This is a genomic window from Massilia sp. CFBP9012 (assembly GCF_034045115.1).
In the GTDB taxonomy this organism is placed as follows: domain Bacteria; phylum Pseudomonadota; class Gammaproteobacteria; order Burkholderiales; family Burkholderiaceae_D; genus Telluria.
This window is the reverse complement of sequence record NZ_JAXCWM010000007.1, coordinates 276,564-293,903: the sequence shown is the minus strand read 5'-3', so window position 1 is coordinate 293,903 and position 17,340 is coordinate 276,564. Positions and strand designations below refer to the sequence as shown.

At 66.3% G+C, this 17,340-nt stretch carries 19 protein-coding genes; 10 read left to right on the top strand and 9 right to left on the bottom strand.

What is annotated here, in order from left to right:
• Positions 1-232 precede the first annotated feature (232 nt).
• Together SOM61_RS13950 and SOM61_RS13945 are read right to left on the bottom strand one after the other, a co-directional pair.
• Complete coding sequence (locus SOM61_RS13950) at positions 233-697, bottom strand: DUF2269 family protein (RefSeq protein ID WP_320474647.1); 465 nt, start codon at positions 695-697, stop codon at positions 233-235.
• Positions 697-1,932, bottom strand: coding sequence for an SDR family oxidoreductase (locus tag SOM61_RS13945; protein WP_320474646.1), 1,236 nt, complete (start codon positions 1,930-1,932; stop codon positions 697-699). Before SOM61_RS13945 ends, SOM61_RS13950 begins: the two co-directional genes overlap by 1 nt.
• A gap of 12 nt (positions 1,933-1,944) precedes the next feature.
• On the opposite strand from SOM61_RS13945, the gene SOM61_RS13940 reads away from it, so the two are divergent.
• On the top strand, positions 1,945-2,505 hold the full coding sequence (locus SOM61_RS13940; protein ID WP_320474645.1) for a hypothetical protein: 561 nt from the start codon (positions 1,945-1,947) through the stop codon (positions 2,503-2,505).
• A 35-nt stretch (positions 2,506-2,540) separates the two neighbouring features.
• Here SOM61_RS13940 and SOM61_RS13935 read toward each other — a convergent pair whose 3' ends face one another.
• The gene (locus SOM61_RS13935) at positions 2,541-3,482 is read right to left on the bottom strand and encodes a DUF808 domain-containing protein (protein WP_320474644.1); all 942 of its coding nucleotides are present in this window, start codon (positions 3,480-3,482) and stop codon (positions 2,541-2,543) included.
• Between the two features lie 218 nt (positions 3,483-3,700).
• On the opposite strand from SOM61_RS13935, the gene SOM61_RS13930 reads away from it, so the two are divergent.
• The 7 genes from SOM61_RS13930 to lipA all read left to right on the top strand — a co-directional run bounded on the left by SOM61_RS13930 (position 3,701) and on the right by lipA (position 9,321).
• The gene (locus SOM61_RS13930) at positions 3,701-3,934 is read left to right on the top strand and encodes a BrnA antitoxin family protein (protein WP_320474643.1); all 234 of its coding nucleotides are present in this window, start codon (positions 3,701-3,703) and stop codon (positions 3,932-3,934) included.
• 89 nt (positions 3,935-4,023) lie between these two features.
• Positions 4,024-4,311: an HU family DNA-binding protein gene (locus tag SOM61_RS13925; RefSeq protein ID WP_320474642.1), complete on the top strand. Its 288-nt coding sequence runs from the start codon at positions 4,024-4,026 to the stop codon at positions 4,309-4,311.
• A gap of 149 nt (positions 4,312-4,460) precedes the next feature.
• A complete protein-coding gene (locus tag SOM61_RS13920; protein WP_320474641.1) occupies positions 4,461-5,099 on the top strand; it encodes a LysE family transporter in 639 nt (212 codons plus the stop codon).
• A 135-nt stretch (positions 5,100-5,234) separates the two neighbouring features.
• A complete protein-coding gene (locus SOM61_RS13915; protein ID WP_320474640.1) occupies positions 5,235-7,172 on the top strand; it encodes a DUF6600 domain-containing protein in 1,938 nt (645 codons plus the stop codon).
• Between the two features lie 48 nt (positions 7,173-7,220).
• Entirely contained in the window at positions 7,221-7,487 is a 267-nt protein-coding gene (locus SOM61_RS13910; RefSeq protein ID WP_123068407.1) for a DUF493 family protein, read from the top strand.
• A gap of 121 nt (positions 7,488-7,608) precedes the next feature.
• Positions 7,609-8,304 (top strand): lipoyl(octanoyl) transferase LipB, encoded by a 696-nt coding sequence (gene lipB, locus SOM61_RS13905; protein ID WP_320474639.1) that lies wholly within the window; start codon positions 7,609-7,611, stop codon positions 8,302-8,304.
• Positions 8,305-8,328: 24 nt separating this feature from the next.
• Positions 8,329-9,321 (top strand): lipoyl synthase, encoded by a 993-nt coding sequence (lipA, locus tag SOM61_RS13900; protein WP_123068409.1) that lies wholly within the window; start codon positions 8,329-8,331, stop codon positions 9,319-9,321.
• 67 nt (positions 9,322-9,388) lie between these two features.
• Here lipA and SOM61_RS13895 read toward each other — a convergent pair whose 3' ends face one another.
• The 6 genes from SOM61_RS13895 to SOM61_RS13870 all read right to left on the bottom strand — a co-directional run bounded on the left by SOM61_RS13895 (position 9,389) and on the right by SOM61_RS13870 (position 14,354).
• Positions 9,389-11,179 carry an ABC transporter ATP-binding protein gene (locus tag SOM61_RS13895; RefSeq protein WP_320474638.1) on the bottom strand — a complete coding sequence of 597 codons (1,791 nt, stop codon included), beginning with the start codon at positions 11,177-11,179 and terminating at the stop codon, positions 9,389-9,391.
• Entirely contained in the window at positions 11,176-11,730 is a 555-nt protein-coding gene (locus SOM61_RS13890) for a hypothetical protein (protein WP_320474637.1), read from the bottom strand. The genes SOM61_RS13895 and SOM61_RS13890 overlap by 4 nt, the downstream gene beginning before the upstream one ends.
• Entirely contained in the window at positions 11,730-12,239 is a 510-nt protein-coding gene (locus tag SOM61_RS13885; RefSeq protein ID WP_320474636.1) for a MauE/DoxX family redox-associated membrane protein, read from the bottom strand. The genes SOM61_RS13890 and SOM61_RS13885 overlap by 1 nt, the downstream gene beginning before the upstream one ends.
• Complete coding sequence (locus SOM61_RS13880) at positions 12,236-13,105, bottom strand: SDH family Clp fold serine proteinase (protein ID WP_320474635.1); 870 nt, start codon at positions 13,103-13,105, stop codon at positions 12,236-12,238. Before SOM61_RS13880 ends, SOM61_RS13885 begins: the two co-directional genes overlap by 4 nt.
• Complete coding sequence (locus tag SOM61_RS13875) at positions 13,093-14,100, bottom strand: ATP-grasp domain-containing protein (protein ID WP_320474634.1); 1,008 nt, start codon at positions 14,098-14,100, stop codon at positions 13,093-13,095. Before SOM61_RS13875 ends, SOM61_RS13880 begins: the two co-directional genes overlap by 13 nt.
• Before the next feature lie 65 nt (positions 14,101-14,165).
• Positions 14,166-14,354 (bottom strand): hypothetical protein, encoded by a 189-nt coding sequence (locus tag SOM61_RS13870; protein WP_320474633.1) that lies wholly within the window; start codon positions 14,352-14,354, stop codon positions 14,166-14,168.
• Positions 14,355-14,597: 243 nt separating this feature from the next.
• On the opposite strand from SOM61_RS13870, the gene SOM61_RS13865 reads away from it, so the two are divergent.
• The gene (locus SOM61_RS13865) at positions 14,598-16,613 is read left to right on the top strand and encodes a helicase-related protein (RefSeq protein WP_320474632.1); all 2,016 of its coding nucleotides are present in this window, start codon (positions 14,598-14,600) and stop codon (positions 16,611-16,613) included.
• A gap of 233 nt (positions 16,614-16,846) precedes the next feature.
• On the top strand, positions 16,847-17,269 hold the full coding sequence (locus SOM61_RS13860; RefSeq protein WP_320474631.1) for a PaaI family thioesterase: 423 nt from the start codon (positions 16,847-16,849) through the stop codon (positions 17,267-17,269).
• Positions 17,270-17,340 lie beyond the last annotated feature (71 nt).

Below are 17,340 nucleotides of genomic sequence, written 5' to 3'. Positions count from 1 at the left end.
CTGTCCAAGGGCGGGACGCCCGCTAGTCGTGTTTGTCGAGCGCAGGCTTTAATGATAAATTTAGATTCTTGGTTGCAACTCGCAGAGGTAGGAAATGGAAGAACAAGCAGCTTGGAAATTGCTTAAGACTGTACTCGCGGTATCCGGTCTTATTGCTTTTGGCATGGGCGCCTGGGGAGGATGGGCGATGGCGCAAAAGATATTTTTATGAGAAAAATGCAGCCGGCTCCCTCTACATCGGCTTGGCCACCATCAGCCAGAAAATCACGATGAACGCCGCAAACGCCGGTACGCCCAGCGTCACCCAGATCCTGAAGTAACGCCAGTACAGCGCCGGCAAGGCAGTATCGGTACGCGCCGCCTCTGCCGCCAGATCGCGCATGCGGATCTGCAGCCACACCACCGGCAGCCAGCAGGCGCCGGCGATCGCGTACAGGATGATCGACCACATGAGCCACTTGCTGTGCAGCGGATAGCCGGCCAGATACACCATATAGAAACCGGTCAGCGGCTGCAGGATGGCGGTGGTGGCCGTAAACAGCCAGTCGGCGATGACGACGTATTTCGCCACCACCGCGATCGCGCGCACGTCGCGGCTGACGTTCGCGACCAGCATGTACCAGGCCGACCCGATTCCGGTGCCGAACAGCAGCGTCGACGAGACGATGTGCAGCCATTTCAGCACCACGTAATCCATTACTTTTCCTCGAGTTGGTACAGCAGCCAGATCGCGGCCAGCATCGGCAGGTTCTTGGTCAGCGGGCCGTAGGGGTGAAGCAGGAATTCAGGCAGCTTGAACGCGATCACGATCGTATAAAAACCGATCAGGCCCAGTTGCGCCAGCCACAGCCACCGCCGCCGCGCCAGGAACAGGATGCCCAGTCCCAGCAGCAGGTCGAAGGTGGCGGCGCCATACAGCATCCATGGCTGCAGGTCGGGAGGGATGCCGGTGCGCGCCAGCAGCGCGTAGCTGGCCTCGACCGGATACAGGCCGAAGGACACGATCGCGGTCAGGATCCATACCGCCGCGATGCTGTAGCGAAGCATCGGCAGTAGCCAGCCGAGCTTGGCGCGTGCGCGTTCGCCGTCCGGGTCGCCGATGAATTCATCTGGCGCGCGCGGCAGATGGCCGAGCAGCACCGCCGTCTGTATGACGTCGGCCGTGTTGTCGCGGTCCAGCATGCCCAGCGCATCGCGGCTGATGAGCACGCCGGGCAGGATCGCGGCCGCGAGCCGCGCCACCGGTCCCGGCAGGGGCAACATGCGCTGGCGCCCCATGCCCATGCGCGAGCGCAGCAGGCCGAGATAGTCGGTGAACGACATCGCCTGCGGCCCCACCAGCGGCACCCGCATCGAGGTGCCGGCGCCCGGCATCATCGGCAGGCGGTGCTTGAGCAGGCCGACGATGGCCAGCACCAGGTCGTCGACGTGGATCGGCTGCACCAGCTGCGGCTTGCTGCCGAAGCGCACCGTGAACGGCATGCTGGCCAGGCTGCGGAAGGTGCGCGCGCTGGCGCCGTCGCGGCCGTACACGAGCGATGGCTGCACGATGTAGGAGCGCAGCGGCAAGCCGGCCAGGTAGTCGTCGGCATCGCGCTTGGACAGGTGGTAGGGCGACTGCGCGTCGCGGTCGGCGCCCAGGGCCGACAGTTGAATGACCATCTGCACATCGTGCGATTCGGCGCAGGCGGCGAACAGCGCGCGCGGCGTGTCGCGGTGCAGGCGGGCGAAATCCTGGCGAGCGCTTTCGCGAAAAATCCCTACCGTGTTGATCACGGCGTCGACGTGCGACAGGCGCGCCTGCCAGGTAGATTTATCGGTATCTTTGGAAAAATCGGCGTGGATATAGCTTAAGCGCGGGTCATGGCTTTTCGGAAGCTTCGCTTCAGGTGCTCTCAGCGCACACACGACGTGGTGGCCTTCGGTGAGCAAGGCCTGTAGCAGATGTTGCCCGATAAAACCGCTTGCGCCCGTCAGCAAAATCCGCATCCGTGCTTCCCTTCACATCGAGTAAAAGAGGATTGTATGGAAAATAAGGCATTACAGCGCGCACTCATCTCTGGCGCGACCTCGAGCGTGCTCTCGACGGTGGCGATGGCCCTGGTCGGCAAGATCCAGTCAGGCAGCGCCTTCGCACCAACCAATGCCGTCAGCCACTATGTCCATGGTCAAAAAGCAGGCTATCGCGACCGCTTCTCGCTGCGTTACACGGTGCCCGGCTACCTGATTCACCATGCCAGCGCGACCTTCTGGTCATTCGTGTTCGAACGTGCGCTGGGAGGCGTAATGGACGGCAAGAATCCAATGGCCATCGCCGCGTCCTCGGCGGCCACGTCGGCATTCGCCGCCTTCACCGACTACAAGCTCACGCCCAGGGCTTTGCAACCGGGGTATGAAAAGCGCATGTCGCGCAATGCGCTGGGCGTGGTGTATGTGGGATTTGCGATTGGCCTGGCGATCGGGGCCATCCTGACGCGCAAGGACCAGCCTTTGACACCAGGATGAGTGGCGTGGGCAGGTCGCCCGCGCCGACGAGAACATCAGTGTGCGGCCGCCTTCTTGCCGCGCATGCGCTGCACCAGGGTCACCACGCCCAGCACCGCAGCACCCACCAGCACGCCGACCAGGGCATCGAACAGGATCGGCGCCAGGAAGGCCAGCACCCCGCCAACTGCCGGCACATCGGTTACCGCGGCGGCCAGGCCCTGCGAAAAGTGGTGCAGCGCCGGCACCCCATGCGAGATGATGCCGCCGCCGACCAGGAACATGGCGGCGGTGCCGACCACCGCCAGCGTCTTCATCAGGCGTGGCGCGGCGGCCAGCAGACCCCTGCCCAGACCGCGGGCGGCCTGGCTCTGGCTCTTGCTCAGGTGCAGGCCGGCATCATCCATCTTGACGATGGCGGCAACCAGGCCATAGACGCCGACCGTCATCACCAAGGCAATGACGACCAGCACTGCCGCCTGCTGGCCGAGCGCCATGCCGGCCACGACGCCGAGCGAGATCACGATGATCTCGGCCGACAGGATGAAGTCGGTGCGCACCGCACCCTTGATCTTGTCCTTTTCCATCTGGACGATGTCGACTGCCTGGTTGGCCACGGTCGCCTCGTGCTGCGCCTTGTGCTGGGCATCGTCGCCCGCGCTGTGCAGATATTTGTGCGCGATCTTCTCGAAGCCCTCGAAGCACAGGAAGGCGCCGCCAATCATCAGCAGCGGCGTGATCAGCCAGGGCAGGAAGACCGAGATCGCCAGGGCGGCCGGCACCAGGATCGCCTTGTTGACCATCGATCCCTTGGCCACCGCCCACACCACCGGCAGCTCGCGGTCTGCCTTCACGCCCGAGACTTGCTGCGCATTGAGCGCCAGGTCGTCGCCCAGCACGCCCGCGGTCTTCTTGGCAGCGACCTTGCTCATCGCGGCCACGTCGTCAAGGATGGTCGCGATATCGTCCAGGAGTGCAAGTAAGCCGACTCCAGCCATGGTTATGCTCCTTCATATCAAGTTGATACGATATTAACCGAGCCGCCAAATGCTGGCTACACGCTTCGCGGCGCCGTTCGGCGCGGCTTTTTGCGTTTCATGCCTGGAAATCTGCATCTCGTCGCTTTTGCCGGGTAACCGGCGGTCTGCATACGTATAGTGCAACGCTGAAGGTTGCGGCACTGCAGCCTCGTCCCCCCAACGAAGGAGATCATCCAATGAATACCGAGTCGATCCAGCCTGCCGCTTCCGCTTCCAATTCTGTCTCCGCTCCGGTTCGCCGCGCCCGCCCGCCGAAGCGCAAGACCCGCATCACGATCTATCTCGACGACGAGGTGCTGAAGGAATTCCGCAACCTGTCCGAGCGTTGCGGCACCGGTTACCAGACCCTGATCAACGCCGCGTTACGCAACCGTTTGAACGGTCCGGTCATCGAATCTGGCGTCGCATAAGGCTTCCTTTCAAATTTCCCTCGGGGCGCGGCATTACATATAGCAATATTTATGCTAATCTTCCCGCTCTTTTAACCCCGGAGGGATTTATGAAAAAAGGCGAACTGATCGCAGAATTCGCGAAGCGCACCGAGATGTCGGGCGCTGCCGCTGGCGAAGCCGTGAACACCATCATCGAGATCATTACCGAGCGCCTGAAAAAGGGCGACACGGTGGGCATCACCGGCTTCGGCACCTTCTCGGTGACCAAGCGCGCCGCACGCAAGGGCCGCAACCCTGCGACCGGCGAAGTGATCAAGATCGCGGCGTCGAAGAGCCCGCGTTTCTCGGCTGGCGCGACCCTGAAGGCAGCGGTCAACCCGACCAAGAAGAAGTAATCAGTACCCGGCCTCGCGTCGCGGCCCGTTCGCGGGTCGCACGCGCTGGCTGAATTCGGCCGATCAGGCACGAATTCGACATGTTTGTCGTCGTCTCCGCCTTCCCTCGCAGTACCATCCGTCTTTCCACCTTTCATTGTTCCACCACCATGAGCTTCGCTACCTGGATCGCCTTCGTCATCGCCGGTTCGCTGATCGCCATTTCGCCCGGCTCCGGCGCGGTCCTGTCGATGTCGCATGGCCTGGCCTACGGCCTCAGGAAGGCCAGCGCGACCGTCCTCGGCCTGCAGCTGGGCCTGGTCCTGGTGCTCGTCATCGCCGGCGCCGGCGTCGGTTCGCTGCTGCTGGCATCCTCGGTCGCCTTCACGGCGGTCAAGGTGATCGGCGCGCTGTACCTGATCTACCTTGGCGTGAGCCAGTGGCGCACCGCTCCGGCGCCCGGCCCGATGGCGTCGACCGCCGGCCTGGAAGCGCATCCGTCCTTCGGCAAGCGCGTGCTGACCGGTTTTCTCACCAATACGACGAACCCCAAGGGCATCATCTTCATGGTCGCCGTGCTGCCGCAGTTCATTTCCAAGGATGCGCCGCTGCTCACCCAGCTGGCGATCCTGGGTGTGACCATGGTGGCGATCGACTCGATCGTGATGCACGGCTACGCCGCCCTGGCCGCCTCGATGCAGCGCTTCATGCGCGATCCGCGCCATATGCGCCTGCAGAACCGCGTGTTCGGCGCGGTGCTGGTGCTGATCGGCTCGATGCTATTCTTCGTCAAGCGCCAGCCGGCCTGAATGTGCCATGAGGCCGGCTACTATTTCTGTTACGCCGGCAGATGCAACTTTGTGTAACCCGCGTTGTCCATGCGGGAGCTCAAGCGTTGTAATGAGGTTGAATCACCCCGTCCGCGTTCCATCCTGGAGCATGTCATGACCCATCGCCTCGTCCATACCGCCGCCCTGCTCGCTCTGGCTGCGATTTCTACCTGCGCGTCCGCGCAGACCGTGCTGCAGACCGACCCGCCAGGGCAGGTCGAGGTCACTGGCAACGGCGTCATCGAGACCGAGCCGCCGGGCCGGGTAGGCCGCGTTTCGCTGGTCCAGGGCAAGGTCGAAATTGGCGGCGATATTGGCACCGAGAGCAGCGCCGCCGTGGTCAACTGGCCGGTCACCACCCGCAACCTCGTCACGACCGCGCCCGGCGCCCGCACCGAGATCCGCATCGGTTCCACCTCGATCCGCCTGGACGGCGACAGCTCGCTCGAGCTCACCGAACTGGACGACGACAGTCTGCGCCTGCGCCTGCACTTCGGCAGCGCCAGCATCCGCGTCATGAACAGCGAGGTGGTGCCCGAGTTCGAACTGCGCACCGCGCAGGCGACCGTGCGCCTGACCCAGCCGGGCCGCCTGCGCGTGGATGCCGACCGCGTGCCCGACACCAGCGTGGTGAGCGTGCTCGATGGCGAGGCCCAGGTCGACGGCGCCGGCGCCAGCCTCACCGTCCGCGCCGGCCGCAGCGCTGAAGTGCGCGACGAGGACGTGCGCACCCTGCAGGCGCGGCGCGACGAATTCGACGACTGGGCCCTCACGCGCGACCAGACCCTGGTGGCCGAGCAGTCCTCGCGCTACATCGGCACCGAAATGACCGGCTACGAAGAGCTTGACCGCCACGGCAGCTGGAGCACGCATTCCGACTACGGCAGCCTGTGGACGCCGACCGTGGTGGCATCCGACTGGACGCCCTACCGCGACGGCCAGTGGAGCTATATCGCGCCCTGGGGCTGGACCTGGGTCGACAATGCACCATGGGGCTATGCGCCCTTCCACTACGGCCGCTGGGTGCAGGTGCACAACCGCTGGGCCTGGGCTCCGGGCCGCCTCGAGCGGCGGCCGGTGTGGTCGCCGGCGCTGGTCGGCTGGGTCGGCGGCAACAACTGGAGCGTCGGCTTCGCCTCGCACAACCTGCACGCGCATGGCTGGTATCCGCTCAGCCCCTATGATCGCTACGTGCCCGGCTACCGCCTGTCCAACGAGCGCCTGCGGCGCCTGAACGACTGGCGCCACGCCACCCGCCGCGCGGCCCAGCAACGGCCGGGACACCACGGCCTGACCGTGGTGCCGCGCGAGCACTTCGGCGGCCGTGGACCGGTGGTCGTGCCGCGCGCGCCGCGTCCCGACCGCCCGAACTTCGCGCTGCCGCGCGGCCAGGGCAGCGCCCCGCCGCCGCCGCTGGTGGCGCGCGCCGACTGGAACCGCGGGAACGACGCGCGGCGCGACCTGATCGAGCGGCGCGAGGTGCGCCAGCGCCTGGAGACCGATGGGGTGACGCGCGACGGCTTCGTGCAGGATCGCGGCCGTCCCGAGCCGGACCCGATGGCGCGCCAGCGCGAGAGCAACGAGCGCCTGTCGCGCGACCGCATGCAGCAGCAGGAGCGCGTCGTGCGCCAGCAGGAAGAGCGCGACCGCATGCAGCGCGACCTGGACAACCGCATGCAGTCCGACCGCATGGGCTTCGGGCGCCACGCCGAGCGCGAACGCGAGCAGCGCGACCGCATGCGCGAGCGGGCCGAACGCAGCCAGCAACTGCAGCAACTGCAGCAGCAGCGGCCGCCGGCCATGGCGACCAATCCGGCGCCGGCGTTTTCTCGTCCCGAGTCGCGTCCCGAGCCACGCCCGATGCCGCGGCCCGACGTGCGTCCGCCGCCGCAGATGGTGGCCGCCCCGCCGCCGCGCCCCGCTCCGCCGCCGCAGATGGTCGCCCCGCCCGCGCCGCGTCCGCAATCTTCCGCGCCAGCGTTCACCCCGCGCGGCAACGCCGAACAGCGCGGCCATACCGATGCGCGCGGTCAGCGCATGCAGGAACGCTGAGGAAAACGCCGGCATTGGCTACAATGCGCATTTACACAGGATTAAGTCATGGACCCGAAAGAATCCCTCATCGAATACCCGAGCGAATTCCCGATCAAGGTGATGGGCGCGACCCATATCGATTTCGCTCCCACCATCCTCGCGCTGGTGACCCAGCTCGATCCGACTTTCCACGAAGGCAAGCTGGAAACCCGTCCTTCGGCCAAGGGCAACTACACCGGCCTGACCGTCACCATCACCGCCACCAGCCGCGAGATGCTGGACGAGGTGTACCGCACGCTGTCGACCCACCCGATGGTCAAGATGGTCCTGTAAGGGCGCCTTGCCATATCGATAAGCGGCGGGCCGGGCTGCCTGTTCGGCAGGCACGCCCCATCGTGCTGGCTTATAATGACGGGGCTGTCCATACTATGGTTTGATGCCTCGCCCCGATTCCATGTCTTCGACCCACCCCGCCGCGCCGCTCGTCCGTGAACTCGGCCGTGCCGACTACGAACCCACCTTCGCCGCCATGCGCGCCTTCACCGACGCGCGCACGCCCGAGACCCGGGACGAATTGTGGATCGTCGAGCACCCGCCCGTGTTCACGCTGGGCCTGGGCGCCGATCCGGGACACGTGCTGGCGCCGCAGGGCGTGCCGGTGGTCCAGACCGACCGCGGCGGCGAGGTCACTTACCATGGCCCGGGCCAGGTCGTGATCTACCTGTTGATGGACTTGCGCCGCAACAAGCCAGGCGGCAAGCTGTATGCGCGCCAGTTTGTGGAAAAAATCGAACAGGCAGTGATCGATGTCTTAGGGGCGTATAATCTGGCCGGTGAGCGCATCGCCGGCGCGCCCGGCATCTATATCGCCGAAGGCCCGCGCAAGGGCGCCAAGATCGCCGCGCTCGGCCTCAAGGTGCGCGGCAACGGCTGCACCTATCACGGCGTATCGCTGAACGTGGGCATGGACCTGGCCCCGTTCACCTGGATCAACCCGTGCGGCTATTCGGGACTGGCCACGGTCGATATGCGCACCATGGGCGTCGAAGCGCCGCTGGCGGACGTCCAGCAGGCGCTGGCCCAGGCCTTGATCCTGCATCTCGGACAGCAAATCGAACCCAGCCAAGTCCGAACCGAACAAACCAACTGACGCCCTTCTGGGGCAACGAGCCAAATGACTTCCGAAATCGACACCGGCATCGCCTCCGCATCCGCCTACAACGCCAGCGAAAAGCAGAAAGGCGCCAGCAAGACGTCGCGCATCCCGATCAAGATCGTGCCGATCGCGGACGTCGAGCGCCTGAAAAAGCCGGACTGGATCCGCGTCAAGGCCGCCACCGCTTCGTCGCGCTTCTACGAGATCAAGGACATCCTGCGCGCCAACAACCTGGTGACGGTGTGCGAGGAAGCGTCCTGCCCGAACATCGGCGAATGCTTCGGCAAGGGCACCGCGACCTTCATGATCATGGGCGACAAGTGCACCCGCCGCTGCCCGTTCTGCGACGTCGGCCACGGCCGCCCGGATCCGCTGGATGTGAATGAGCCGGGCAACCTGGCCAAGACCATCGCCGACCTGCGCCTGTCCTATGTCGTGATCACCTCGGTTGACCGCGACGACCTGCGCGACGGCGGCGCCGGCCACTTCGTCGAGTGCATCCAGAAGACCCGCGCGCTGTCGCCCAACACCAAGATCGAAGTGCTGGTGCCGGACTTCCGCGGCCGCCTCGAAAAAGCGCTGAACATCTTCGCCGACGGCCTGCCTGACGTGATGAACCACAACCTGGAAACCGTGCCGCGCCTGTACAAGGAAGCGCGTCCGGGCGCCGACTATACGCACTCGCTGGTGCTGCTGCGCGACTTCAAGAAGATGTACCCGAACGCGGTCACCAAGTCGGGCCTGATGGTCGGCCTGGGCGAGACCGACGAAGAGATCCTGCAAGTGATGCGCGACATGCGCGAGCACGACATCGACATGCTCACCATCGGCCAGTACCTGGCGCCGACCAACTCGCACCTGCCGGTGCGCCGCTACGTGCACCCGGACGTCTTCAAGATGTTCGAAGAAAAGGCTTACGAGATGGGCTTCGTGCACGCGGCCGTGGGCGCGATGGTGCGCTCGTCGTACCACGCCGACCAGCAGGCGCATAACGCGGGCGTGGCCGCCTAATCCACCTCGGCTGCCCGGGTAGCCCCGGCAACCGCCCGGCCCAGCCGGCGATAGCATGCCGGCGGCGTCACGGGCTGGCTGGATGAAGGATTCGTGCTGGCACCTGGTGCTGCACCTGGTTGCGGATCAGGGCTGCATACAGGCCGTCCGGCTGGCGCATCAGTTCAGCATGCGAGCCCTGCTGGCGCACCACCCCGCCATCCATGACCACGATCCGGTCGGCTCTGGCGATCGTCGACAGGCGGTGCGCGATGATGATCGTCGTGCGTCCCTGCATCAGGGTGTCGAGCGCACTTTGCACCAGGCGTTCGCTGGCGGCGTCGAGCGCGCTGGTGGCTTCGTCCAGGATCAGGATGCCGGGGTCGCGCAGCAGTGCGCGCGCGATCGCGATGCGCTGCTTCTGCCCGCCCGACAACTGCACCCCGCGTTCTCCCACCATCGTGTCGTAGCCCTGCGGGAAAGCGGCAATGAAATCGTGCGCATGCGCCAGGCGCGCCGCGGCGACCAGTTCCTCGCGCGTCACCTCGCGCCCTGGCAGGGCGAAGGAGATGTTCTCGGCGATGGAGCCCGACAGCAGCGACGGCTCCTGTTCCACGATGGCGATGTGGCGCCGTACCGCGGCCAGGCCGATGTCGGCGGCGTCGACGCCGTCGAACAGCACCTGGCCGGCCTCTGGCCGGTAGTGCCCGAGGATCAGGTTGGCAATGGTCGACTTGCCGGCGCCGGAAGCGCCGACCAGGGCGATTTTTTCGCCGGCCGCGATCTCCAGGTCCACATCGCCCAGCGCCGTGGCGCCGGGCCGTTCCGGATACGCGAAGCGCACGCCGCGCAGTGCGATCGTGCCGTCCAGGCGGCGTCCCGTGTCGGCGGCCAGCGGCGGCTGGCCTTCGCGCAGCAAGGCGAAGATGCGGTCGGTGGCGCCCAGGGTGCGCATCCAGGAGTTCCAGAACTCGGCCACCGAGCTCGCGGCATCGGTCGCCATGCTGGCGTAGATGATGAAAGCGGTCAGCTCGCCGACCGAGAGGGCGCCCTGGGCGATCAGGTGCACGCCCAGGTACACCGTGAGCACCAGCGCCAGCAGGGTCAGGATCGACTGCAGGCCCTGGAACAAGGCCATCCGGCCGGCATTGGCGGTCGATACCTCGCAGATGCGGCCGGCCGCCGCGGCATACTTCGCGGCGGCGCCGGCCTGCTGGTTGAACGCATGGATCAGGCGCACGTTGCTGAAGTATTCCTGCGCGGTCTTGCCGCCGTCGGCCATGCTGGCTTGCACCTCGCGCGAACGTTCGCGGTAGCTGGCGCCGGAGTGCCTGCCCAGCACCAGGCTGGCCGGGATGAACAGGGCCAGTGGCAGGCTCAGGATCGGCGACAGGTACAGCAGCATGGCCAGGCCGCCAAGGAACACGGTCAGCGAGCGCAGCATGTGGGCGGAACCCGCCGTCAGGCTCTCATGCAGCGCCAGCACGTCGGCGCCCAGGCGGCTGGTCAGTTCGCCGACGTGATGACGGTCGTGGAAGGCGATCGGCTGGTGGATGATGGTGGCGAACAGGCGGCGCCGTACGCCGGCGACGATCCGGTAGCCGGCCGTGTGCATCAGGTAGAAGCGCGCCATCGACGCTGCCGCGTACAGCACCACCAGCGCCAGCATCGCCAGCGCCAGGTGCAGGGGGATGCCGTCCCTGAAGCGGTCGAGGTTGTCGATGGCGTAGGCGATGGCCTTCGGAATCGCCAGCTGCAGGGCGACGGCCGCGACCATGCACGCCAGGCCGGCGGCGACGCGCCAGCGCACCGGGTGCACCAGGCGCAGGCGTTCGAGATGGGGCTCCCATGCGGACTTGCGCCCCGGCGTGCGGTTCATGCCGCCTGCTCCACGCCGTCGGCGCCAGTGAGCTGCCGTTCCAGCGCGAGCCAGTCGGCGTCGCCGATCAGGCCCGTCGCTTCGATGGTGCCATGGCGGTCGACGAACAGGTAGGCTGGCGAGGCCCGCAGCGGGTTGACCAGCCGGTAATCGGCGCGCCCGAGACGCAGGGTGCGCGATGCCAGCGCGGTGCCGCGCAGCAGGGATGCCAGGCGCCAGCGCGGCTCTTCGCTGACGATCCACATCGCCAGGCCGGCAGCGTCGGCAAGCTCCACCAGCGACGTGAGGTGCGGAACCTTGGCGCGGCATTTCGGGCACTGGCTGGACAGGAAGAGCAGCGCGCATGCGGTGCCGGCCGCGCCGAGCACCACCCGGCCGCCTCCGGCAAGCACGGTGGCGCGCATCGCCGGCAATGTGTGGCCCGGCTGCAGCGTGGCCGGTGGCGCCAGGGCGCGCAGCGTACTGCGCCGCGCGGCCAGCGTCAGCTTGAGGTTCAGCGCGATCGCGAAGGCCAGCGCCGCCAGTGTCAGTTGCAGCAGGTCGGCATCCATCAATGCTCCACCAGCAGATGCGCGACGTCGTGGAAGTCGATCGCCAGCACCGCCAGGATGGCGGCCAGGCCTGCGGCCAGGACGCTGGACGCGGGCGGCACGCCGGCGCCACCAGGCAGGGCCAGGAACAGGGCGATCGCGGCCACGATCAGGAGATTGCGCACCAGGTCGTATCCGGACAGGTTGCGTTCGGTCTCGCCGAAGCAGCCGCAGCGCAAGGCGCCGTCGCGTTTCATGCGCCAGGCCAGCAGGATGGTGAATGCCGCGAACAGGGGCAGGGCGGCTGCCATGCCGAGCCAGGCAAAGGGACCCAGCACCAGCGCCGCGAGCAGCAGTTCGACGCCGATGACGGCGGGCGCCAGCAGCGCGCCGTGGCGCGGGGAGACACCGAACGATGTCTCCAGGTTGTCGCGAAAGCGCGCGAAGGTGCGCAGCTTGCCGATGCAGGCGGCCAGCAGCACGAAGCCGATGAACCAGCGCAGGATGTCGGCGCCGAAGGCCGCGCTCATGCCGCGCTTTCCTCGCGCCAGAGCGGCGCCAGGCCGCCGGGACGGCGCCGGCGCACCCGCAGCGCGGCGCGCGTGGCCAGCAGGGCGTCGTTCCATTCATCGTCGGCGCTGTCGCGCACGCCGCCGCCGACCGTGGCCTGCAGCAGCTTCGACAGCGGCCATGCCAGCCGCTCGAGCGCCTGGTCGCGCCGCACGCGCAGGCCGAGCCGTGCCAGCTCGTCGGGGCCGATCGCATAATTGTGCGAATGGTAGGCCGACATCAGGTGCCGCACGATGGCCTGCCGCGCGCCCGGCTCGAGGTCGGGACGCTGGAAGGCCAGCAGCTCCTCGCCGATCGCGGCCAGCTCGCGCGTGGTGCGGTAGAAGGCGGTGAGTGAGGGAGGGAAGACGCTGTTGCACAGCAGGGCCAGGGATTCGGCACGCGCGCCGTCGCCCTCGATGCCGAACCAGTCCTGCGCCATGTCGCCGAAGCGCTCGATGTCCAGGCCGGAAAAGCTGCCGCCGGCGCCGTCGAGCTGCGGATCGATCGGCGAGAACAGCGCCAGCTCGCCGGCCACGATCTCGTCGCCGCACAGGGTCAGCAACGTGGCGGCCGATTCGCAATGGAAGGGCACGATGAAGGACAGGTGGTCGGTTCGGCTGCGCAGCAGCAGGGCGATGCGGCGCGCCGCATTGACCACGCCGCCACGGCCATGCAGCACCACGTCCAGGCGAGGCGGGCGGCCGATTTCCTCGCAGGCGTCGTACAGGGCGGGCAGCAGCTCGGTGTCGAGGTGGGACGCGGCCATCACCAGCACCTTGCTGTCGCGCTCGAATTCGATGCGCGCGATGTGTTCGCCCAGTTGGGCATGGGTCAGCTGCGGCATGTGGCTTGCTCGCATAGCAGGTCGGCGATCGCCTCGAGGATCGCCAGTGTGGGCACCAGTTGCTGCACGTAGAGGAACTGGCCGGCCGGGTTATTTTCGAGAAAAACATGGTCGCCGCCGGGCGTCACGATCAGGTCGATGGCGCCATAGCTCAGCTCATAGCTGCGCACGAAGTCGATGCAGCGGCGGGCCACGTCGGGCGGCAGCGCGCAGGCCGTATAGCCGATGGGGGCCGACATGTCGCGCGAATCGATCATCGTGCGCGGGTCGTCCTGGGATGCGATCCGCGCGGCGAACACGCGTTCGCCCACCACGGTGACGCGCAGTTCGTAGTCCTTTGCGATGTATTCCTGGAAGTGACAGGGCAGTTCGGCGACCGCGTCCAGGTCGTCCAGCATATCGTCATCGACCAGGGTGGTTCCCAATCCGCCGACGATACGCTCGTGCGCCTCCATCTCGTCGCTCGCCAGCCTGGGCGTGGACAGGGACTTGAAAATGATCGGGCCGGGCACGCGGTCCCTGAATTGGCGTACTTCTTCGGGGCAGTTGGTGACGATCGACAACGGCACCCGGAAGCCCATGCGCACCGCGCGCTTGAGTTGTTCGCCCTTCCATACGGCGCCGCGCAATGCGCGCGGGTGGCTCATCCAGAAGCAGTCGAGGCTGTACATGACGCCGAACAGCGCCTGCTCGGTCTCGTGCCGGGCATACGCGCGTTCCTGTGCGCCCAGGTCGTCGCTGCGATAGGCGTAGTCGGCTGGCTTGCGTACCCAGACCGCGCCAACCTGGTCCAGGTCGATCCAGTCGCCGCTGGACAGCAGGCGCAGCCGGTTACGGCAGCCGTCGCCGTCGACCGACTGGCACAGGACGTAATCGCGCGGGAATGCATCGAGATCGAGCCGGATCGGCGCCTGGCCGCGTTGTTCGAGCAGTGGGACGATCGAGTCGGCATGCAGGTCGCGGCTATGCGTGACGATCAGGATCCGTTTCATCATGACGGATTTCGCAGAAAGGAGAGAAAAAAAGCCTTGCGGTTGCAAGGCCCTTTGCTACGCGGCGATCAGCAATAGACGCCGTTGTCGATTTGGCGGTTTTCCGACCACCGCACGTTGAAGTCCCCCGTTGGGTCGGTGCAGCCGGCGACGGACACGCCATCGCGGACTTGCCACTGGCCGGCCGGCTTGGCCTCTTTCTCTTTTTTCTCAGCGAGCTTGAACGCGAACAGCTTGGTTTCTTTCTGGATCTGCATTACTGAATCCTCCGAAATAACAGCATTGAACCGCGATATGCCATCGACTGATGGCCAGAAAATAGTAGGTTTCGCATTGAACCACGTCAATGCGGCGCGAATAGAACGCAGACGTGGCGCTAAATTATGACAAGGTCATGATTCCTTACAGCGGGGTGGGCAGCCTGGCGCCGGCAGGCATGGAACGCTGTGCGATGCGCTTCCACGCTATAGTGGCGGCAAATCGACACACCGACCGCATTCATGACCGACCACCGAGATCTTCCCCCTTCCGACAACCCCGAACCCGACGACGCCTTCCTCGAGCGCGAACTTGGCCTGGCCGCGCGCGGCATCGAACTGGTCAAGATGGAAGGCCGCGTCTTCCTGCGCTTCTCGGGCGAGGTGAGGTACGAAGGCCTGCGCGTGCCCTACCGCCTGGTGCCGGGACGCGGCGTGCTGGCCAAGCCGAGCAAGTGGCGCAAGATGGATCTGCTGGCGCGGCGCGAGCTGATCGAAGAACGCACGATTGATGCGGACCTGCAGCGCCTGCACGCCGAGACCGAGGAATTCGTGCGCGACATCGCCGAAGACGCCGACGGATTCGGCTGGGATCCGATGACCTTCCTCGACGTGCTGGACGAACTGGAAACCTCCGAGCCGGCCGAGTACGTGTTCCAGCGCATCTCGCAGCGCCTGACCCACGCCGCCGAGCGTGAGTCCGAGGAACGCCATGCTGCGCGCACCAAGGAAAGCATCAACCTGGCCGAGTATCCGCGCTCGTTCGAAGTGGCCAGCCGCATGCAGCGCAAGTTCATCGCGCTGCTTGGGCCGACCAACTCGGGCAAGACCCACCGCGCGATGGAAGCGCTGGCCAAGGCCGGCAGCGGCGTCTATCTCGCGCCGCTGCGCTTGCTGGCGCTGGAGAACTACGAGCGCCTGCAGGCCGCGCGGCCGCATGGAGAGCCGGTCAAGGTGAGCCTGATTACCGGCGAGGAGCGGCGCCTGGTGGAGGGCTCGACCCACGTCGCCAGCACGGTGGAGATGCTCGACACGAAGACGCCGGTCGAAGTGGCCGTGATCGACGAGATCCAGATGCTGGCCGACCGCGACCGCGGCGCAGCCTGGACCACCGCCGTGTGCGGTGCGCCGGCGAACGTCGTCTACCTGGTCGGCGCGGTGGAAGCGCGGCGCGCGATCGAGGCGCTGGCCGAGCGCCTGGAGGTGCCGCTCGAAGTGCATGTGCTCAAGCGCATGGGGCCGCTGTCGATGGAGCCGACCAGCGTGCGCAAGCTGTCGAACCTGCGCCGCGGCGATGCCGTGATCTGCTTCTCGCGGCGCGAGGTCTTGATGTGGCGCGACATGATCACCGAGAAGGGCCTGTCGGTGGCGACGGTCTACGGCAACCTGTCGCCCGAGGTGCGCCGGGCCCAGGCCGAGCGCTTCCGCGAAGGGCAGGCCGACATCGTGGTGGGCACCGATGCGCTGGCGATGGGCCTGAACATGCCGATCGCGCGCATCGTGATGACCACCGCGGTCAAGTACAACGGCGTCGAGGAAGAAGAAATTTCGGCGGCGCTGGCCAGGCAGATCGCCGGCCGGGCAGGGCGCTATGGCGTGCACGAAGAAGGTTTCGTCGCCGGCTACGACGACGACACCCACCAGGTGATGCGCGCGCTGATGAAGGAAAAGGTCCCGCCGGTGGCCGCCACGGGCTTCGCGGTCGCGCCGTCGCTCGAGCAGCTGCACCGCATCGCGGCGGTGACCGGCGAGACCTCGCTGGTCAAGCTCCTGAAACGCTTCGTGCACAATATCGACGTGCCGGACGGCTTCTTCTATCCGCGCATCACCGAGGAACAGAACGAGCGCGCCGCATGGCTCGACACGCTGCCGCTGTCGGTGGCCGAAAAATTCATGCTGTCGCTGGTGCCGATCTCGAGCCGCGTGCCGGTGCTGCAAAGCGCCTGGGAACACTGGGCGCTGTCGCTGGCCAAGAAGAAGGTGGTCAAGCTGCAGCCGCATCCGAATCCGCAGCACCTGCTTTACATGAACCTGCAGGAGGTCGAGGATACATGCCGCGTGTATTCGGCCTATGCCTGGCTGGGCTACCGCGAGCCGGAATACTTCCCGAGCATCGAGCTGGCCCAGGAGCTGGCGCGCGAGGCGGCTGAGCGGGTCGATGCGGTGCTGCAGCAGCAGAATTCGGCGGCGCGCAAAAGGCAGGGTGGGCCGGCAGGTGCAAAGCAGGGCGGCAAGCGTGGTGGAAGCCGGCGGCGTTGATGGCTGCGCAACTGGCTTGGGTTCCCGCCTACGCGGGAAGTCGTTGCCGCCAGTGGCAGGAACGACGTGCTGGGGTAGCGTATGGACAGTAGCTGTGTATGCTTTCAGCCAGCCTCAAGACCGTCGTTCCCGCGCAGGCGGGAACCTAAGTTCGCACGAATAGACGCTACACTCAAAACACATACCCACTCCCGGTGTACGATGCCATTTTTTACAACAACATCGAGACACACGTGAATACCAAGTACACCCCGGAAGCCTTCAACGAATTCGGCGCCAAGTTCCTCCCTGGCCACCTGGGCATCCGCATCACTGAAGTCAGCCCCGGCAAGCTGTCCGCCGAGATGAAGGTCGAGCCGCAGCTGCTGGCGCCCAATGGCTACCTGCACGCCGGCAGCGTGGTCACCCTGGCCGACACCTGCGCCGGCTACGGCTGCGTCAGCAACCTGCCGGAAGGCGCGCAGAACTTCACCACCATCGAACTCAAATCGAACCACCTGGGCACCGCGCGCGAAGGCCTTCTTTCCTGCACCGCCACCGCGGTGCACCTGGGCCGCACCACGCAGGTGTGGGATGCAACCGTCACCGACCAGGCGAGCGGCAAGACCATCGCCCTGTTCCGCTGCACCCAGATGATCCTCTACCCTAAAGCGTAAGCCGAGGAGCCTGTCCCGGTAGGTGGGAGTCGCTCCTGGCGCGCCTGGCAGGCGTGTGCTGCGTTGCTCGT

Excerpts from the sequence above, each read along its gene's own strand:
- SOM61_RS13950 (WP_320474647.1), bottom strand. The coding sequence starts at position 697 with ATGGATTACGTGGTGCTGAAATGGCTGCACATCGTCTCGTCGACGCTG.
- SOM61_RS13940 (WP_320474645.1), top strand. The coding sequence starts at position 1,945 with ATGTTGCCCGATAAAACCGCTTGCGCCCGTCAGCAAAATCCGCATCCG.
- SOM61_RS13935 (WP_320474644.1), bottom strand. The coding sequence starts at position 3,482 with ATGGCTGGAGTCGGCTTACTTGCACTCCTGGACGATATCGCGACCATC.
- SOM61_RS13930 (WP_320474643.1), top strand. The coding sequence starts at position 3,701 with ATGAATACCGAGTCGATCCAGCCTGCCGCTTCCGCTTCCAATTCTGTC.
- SOM61_RS13925 (WP_320474642.1), top strand. The coding sequence starts at position 4,024 with ATGAAAAAAGGCGAACTGATCGCAGAATTCGCGAAGCGCACCGAGATG.
- SOM61_RS13920 (WP_320474641.1), top strand. The coding sequence starts at position 4,461 with ATGAGCTTCGCTACCTGGATCGCCTTCGTCATCGCCGGTTCGCTGATC.
- SOM61_RS13915 (WP_320474640.1), top strand. The coding sequence starts at position 5,235 with ATGACCCATCGCCTCGTCCATACCGCCGCCCTGCTCGCTCTGGCTGCG.
- SOM61_RS13910 (WP_123068407.1), top strand. The coding sequence starts at position 7,221 with ATGGACCCGAAAGAATCCCTCATCGAATACCCGAGCGAATTCCCGATC.
- lipB (WP_320474639.1), top strand. The coding sequence starts at position 7,609 with ATGTCTTCGACCCACCCCGCCGCGCCGCTCGTCCGTGAACTCGGCCGT.
- lipA (WP_123068409.1), top strand. The coding sequence starts at position 8,329 with ATGACTTCCGAAATCGACACCGGCATCGCCTCCGCATCCGCCTACAAC.
- SOM61_RS13895 (WP_320474638.1), bottom strand. The coding sequence starts at position 11,179 with ATGAACCGCACGCCGGGGCGCAAGTCCGCATGGGAGCCCCATCTCGAA.
- SOM61_RS13890 (WP_320474637.1), bottom strand. The coding sequence starts at position 11,730 with ATGGATGCCGACCTGCTGCAACTGACACTGGCGGCGCTGGCCTTCGCG.
- SOM61_RS13885 (WP_320474636.1), bottom strand. The coding sequence starts at position 12,239 with ATGAGCGCGGCCTTCGGCGCCGACATCCTGCGCTGGTTCATCGGCTTC.
- SOM61_RS13880 (WP_320474635.1), bottom strand. The coding sequence starts at position 13,105 with ATGCCGCAGCTGACCCATGCCCAACTGGGCGAACACATCGCGCGCATC.
- SOM61_RS13875 (WP_320474634.1), bottom strand. The coding sequence starts at position 14,100 with ATGATGAAACGGATCCTGATCGTCACGCATAGCCGCGACCTGCATGCC.
- SOM61_RS13870 (WP_320474633.1), bottom strand. The coding sequence starts at position 14,354 with ATGCAGATCCAGAAAGAAACCAAGCTGTTCGCGTTCAAGCTCGCTGAG.
- SOM61_RS13865 (WP_320474632.1), top strand. The coding sequence starts at position 14,598 with ATGACCGACCACCGAGATCTTCCCCCTTCCGACAACCCCGAACCCGAC.